This window comes from Lacticaseibacillus pantheris DSM 15945 = JCM 12539 = NBRC 106106, assembly GCF_001591865.1.
Classification (GTDB): Bacteria; Bacillota; Bacilli; order Lactobacillales; family Lactobacillaceae; genus Lacticaseibacillus; species Lacticaseibacillus pantheris.
Genome location: NZ_BCVS01000162.1, coordinates 1 through 3,528, shown reverse-complemented (window position 1 = coordinate 3,528; position 3,528 = coordinate 1). Strand labels below are relative to the sequence as shown.

Genomic DNA, 3,528 nt, shown 5'->3' with positions numbered 1-3,528 from the left:
GGTCCGACCGACGCGGCCTCACGCCACTGTAACACCCCGTCTCCGGACACGAAGCCTCCACCCCGCCCGCGTGTTCGAACACACCCACATTCTCTATAATCTCCAAATACACTGCACAAGGCTGAAGACAAGTAGTATGCTTACGGGTATTAATCAACCGGAGGGTAGACAATGACAAGTGTAATGATTAGGCCCGCAACGGCCACCGACGCACCCACAATTATGGCGATTATTCAGCAGGCAAAGCAGCTGCTAGCAGCAGATGGCATCCCCCAGTGGCAGGGGGCCTACCCCACCCAGGCCGACATCGACCGGGATATTGACCGCGGCTATACTTACCTTCTCCTGGCCGACCACGAGGCCGTTGGCACCGCGACTTTGTTCCAGGAACCCGACCCTAACTACGCCACCATCTATGCCGGTGCCTGGCAGCAACATTCGAGCGAACGTTACGCCACTATTCATCGCATCGCCATCGCTCCGGGCCACAGTGGGGCCCACCTCGGCGACCTCTTTTTCAGTAACCTGACTTCTGAGGCCTACCGACTCGGCTTCCGCGAGATGCGTATCGACACCCACGCAAATAACGCCCGGATGCAACACGTCCTGCTCAAGGCCGGCTTTACGTACTCCGGTATCGTTCGCATGGATGACGATCCCACCGACCTGCGGAACGTCTACCAGCTGTTTCTGTAGTTTCACCCAACGTCATCAACACAAAAATCAGCCGTCCCGTTGATGCCAACGCATCGCCAGGACGGCTGATTTTATCTGCTGCAGCGATTAATCAAAGGGGTACTTGAGTCCCCACTGGTTGCGCACGTTGTTCAGAATGTGTGCAACGTCGTGCGACCAATCCAGTTGTCCGTCGTCGTGTCCCTGCTCCACGTACCGCTGCATATCCTGCACCTCGTAGCTCAACGCGTCTGCGGCATTCCCGGCCGTCAGGGTGTCCGTGGTCGTCGTGTGCGCATCCGCCGTGTACGTGACTGCGGCCGTCGTTGCGCGCGGATAGTCGTTAATCTCGACGTACCCCTTCGTGCCGGAGATAACGCCCCGCTTGGGCTGCTTGGCACGCATCGATAGGGCCATCACGGCCAGCTGTTCCTGATCGTCTTTGAGAATAATCCCCGACTGCTCGTCCACGCCGGTCTCGAAATACTTCACCGTGGTCAAAGTGACGTCCGGCTGGCTCGCCAGGAACATACGGGCAAAGGCGGTGGCGTAACCGCCAATGTCAAGCAACGCACCACCAGCCAAGTCTTTGTTAAAGAAACGGTTCTGCGGATCGTAGTCCTTCAAACTGCCAAAGTTAACCTGTACCAGCTTAATCTCACCGAGCTTACCGGCCGCAATCAGGTCACGCACCTGTTGGTAAATGGGCATGTGGTACAGGGTGAACCCTTCGGTCAAAATCAGGCCGCGGTCGTGGGCCAACCTTTGCACCTCATCAAACTGGCGCGCGTTGACCGTAATCGCCTTCTCACTGAAAACGTGTTTGCCGGCCAACAGCGCCCGCTTAATGTAGTCATAGTGAAATGTGTGCGGTGTCGCGATGTAGATAATATCCACCTGGGGGTCGTTAATCATATCGTCCACGTCCGTGTAGACGTGCTCCACGTGTTTATCCCGGGCGAACTGCTTCAACTTCGTAACGTCACCGCCCGCCACCGCGTACACGCTGCCGTTAACGGCGTTTAAGGCGTCGGCCATCTCGTGCGCAATCCAACCAGCACCAATCATACCCCAACGATATTGTTTCATTTTGTATGCCATCCTTACTTTTAAAAATTCACGTCGTTCTACTCACTTAAGCCAAACAGCTACGCCCGCCGCATCGGTCGTCAATATGTCCGTCACCTGGTGGTCAAAGTACGACGTCCCGACCACTCCGTTCATGGCGCGTACCGCGTTGTCCAGCCGCTCAATGTTGCCCCAATCGTCGGCGGTGATGTCCACCAACGAATTGCCCAAAGGTGTGGTAGTTACCGTTCCCGTAGTCCGTTGCATCGCTACATAGCCTAAGTCACTCACGGCCCGGACTACCTGCCACACCGCTGGCGGTACCACCTCCAACGTCAGCGGGACCGCCGGGGATAGCCGGTCAACCACCCGTTCCGGCGGGGCCACCAGCACGTATTGATCAGCAATATCTGCGTATAGCTTTTCAAATGTGTGGATACCACCGTTACTCTTCAGTGCGTGTCGCCGCCGATCAACGCTATCGCAACCGTCGAACGCCCAGTCAACGTGCTCAGGTAAGTCCACCAACCGCAGTCCTAACGCAGTAATCGCTGCGCGCGTGGGTACGGCCGGTGAACACAAAGTCACGTCTAGTTCCGCATCGGCAATTGCGTGCGCCAACGCCTGCATGTGCCGGCCGCCACCCAGGCTGACCGTCATCCCTGGCGCCAACACGTTGACGGCCGCCTGTATTTCGTTAGTCATTTTCACATCCCCTTTGTTAAGGAAAATAATTTTCACACACAGCATAACCTTTGAACTTATTTTCGTCAACCATGAACGGATGAAATTGACTTTCACACTTTACTTTGTTAACCTGCGGGTGCATAAACGTTCAGGAAGGAAGCAATGCCCCCATGACCACCAACATCATTGATACCATCTACGGGCGCCTCGCCAGCATGACGCCCACCGACCAGAAAATTGCCCAGACCATCCTCGACCAACCGGCCGCCATCGTTGATTGGACGATTTCGCAGCTGGCCACCACGGCCGGCGTGAGTGACGCCTCGGTATCGCGATTCTGCCGCAACCTCGACCTGGCCGGGTTCCACCAGCTGAAGGTCAAAGTTGCCCAGGTTGCGGAAGACACAAGTCCTGCCCACGCCACCAACAACGATGACGTGCAACAGTATCTGGCCTCAGTGACCGCCAACAAAGTGGACGAGGTGACCCATTCCCTCGACCAACTATCAACGGCACTCATTGACCAGCTGGTGGCGTGGCTCAGCACCGCCTCCGTCATCCAGGTAGTTGCAGACGGCGACACCTATCCCGTAGCGGCAGACGCCACGTACAAATTCAACCAGATTGGGCTGTTTGCTATCAGCGCTCAGCCGTGGGAAACCGCGGTCGCCCAAACCCTAAATCTGGACCAGCGGGCAGTACTAATTGCCATCTCCAACTCCGGCGAGAGTCGTACGATGCTTAAAACCGTGGATGTGGCCCAAAGTCGGGGTGTACGCGTCATCGGGATTACGAACCGCGATGATTCGCCGCTCGCCCAACGTGCCGACCTCCACATCACCACAACCGTGCGGCAGCGCGTGCTCCGTTCCGAGTACTACTTTTCCCGCGTCGCCGCCATGACGGTGATTGAGGCCCTCTACCTCCTACTCATCCACGCTGATCCAGAGCGTATCGAACGTATTCATACCCACGAAGCAATCATTGCCGACAGTAAAGTTTAGGATGTGCAGCCTTGATGGCGGTTCTGGCCGGTGGGATTGCTGTGGGGTGTTGCAACTTGGTGGACCGCTGCGGTGGCTGGTCGTACTGGCGCGG

4 protein-coding genes are annotated in these 3,528 nt (G+C 56.8%); 2 read left to right on the top strand and 2 right to left on the bottom strand.

Annotated elements, in window-relative coordinates; genetic code table 11:
* The first annotated feature begins 171 nt into the window (after positions 1–171).
* Positions 172–696 (top strand): GNAT family N-acetyltransferase, encoded by a 525-nt coding sequence (locus tag LPA02S_RS11115; RefSeq protein ID WP_054651810.1) that lies wholly within the window; start codon positions 172–174, stop codon positions 694–696.
* Between the two features lie 87 nt (positions 697–783).
* Here LPA02S_RS11115 and LPA02S_RS11110 read toward each other — a convergent pair whose 3' ends face one another.
* Both LPA02S_RS11110 and LPA02S_RS11105 read right to left on the bottom strand, forming a co-directional pair.
* A complete protein-coding gene (locus tag LPA02S_RS11110) occupies positions 784–1,764 on the bottom strand; it encodes a Gfo/Idh/MocA family protein (RefSeq protein ID WP_054651812.1) in 981 nt (326 codons plus the stop codon).
* Between the two features lie 42 nt (positions 1,765–1,806).
* Positions 1,807–2,448: a ribose-5-phosphate isomerase A gene (locus LPA02S_RS11105; RefSeq protein ID WP_056956667.1), complete on the bottom strand. Its 642-nt coding sequence runs from the start codon at positions 2,446–2,448 to the stop codon at positions 1,807–1,809.
* Positions 2,449–2,600: 152 nt separating this feature from the next.
* On the opposite strand from LPA02S_RS11105, the gene LPA02S_RS11100 reads away from it, so the two are divergent.
* The gene (locus LPA02S_RS11100; protein WP_054651816.1) at positions 2,601–3,434 is read left to right on the top strand and encodes a MurR/RpiR family transcriptional regulator; all 834 of its coding nucleotides are present in this window, start codon (positions 2,601–2,603) and stop codon (positions 3,432–3,434) included.
* The last annotated feature ends 94 nt before the right edge of the window (positions 3,435–3,528 follow it).

Bases quoted from the DNA above. Each gene is read 5' to 3' on its own strand.
- LPA02S_RS11115 (WP_054651810.1), top strand. From the start codon at position 172: ATGACAAGTGTAATGATTAGGCCCGCAACGGCCACCGACGCACCCACA.
- LPA02S_RS11110 (WP_054651812.1), bottom strand. From the start codon at position 1,764: ATGAAACAATATCGTTGGGGTATGATTGGTGCTGGTTGGATTGCGCAC.
- LPA02S_RS11105 (WP_056956667.1), bottom strand. From the start codon at position 2,448: ATGACTAACGAAATACAGGCGGCCGTCAACGTGTTGGCGCCAGGGATG.
- LPA02S_RS11100 (WP_054651816.1), top strand. From the start codon at position 2,601: ATGACCACCAACATCATTGATACCATCTACGGGCGCCTCGCCAGCATG.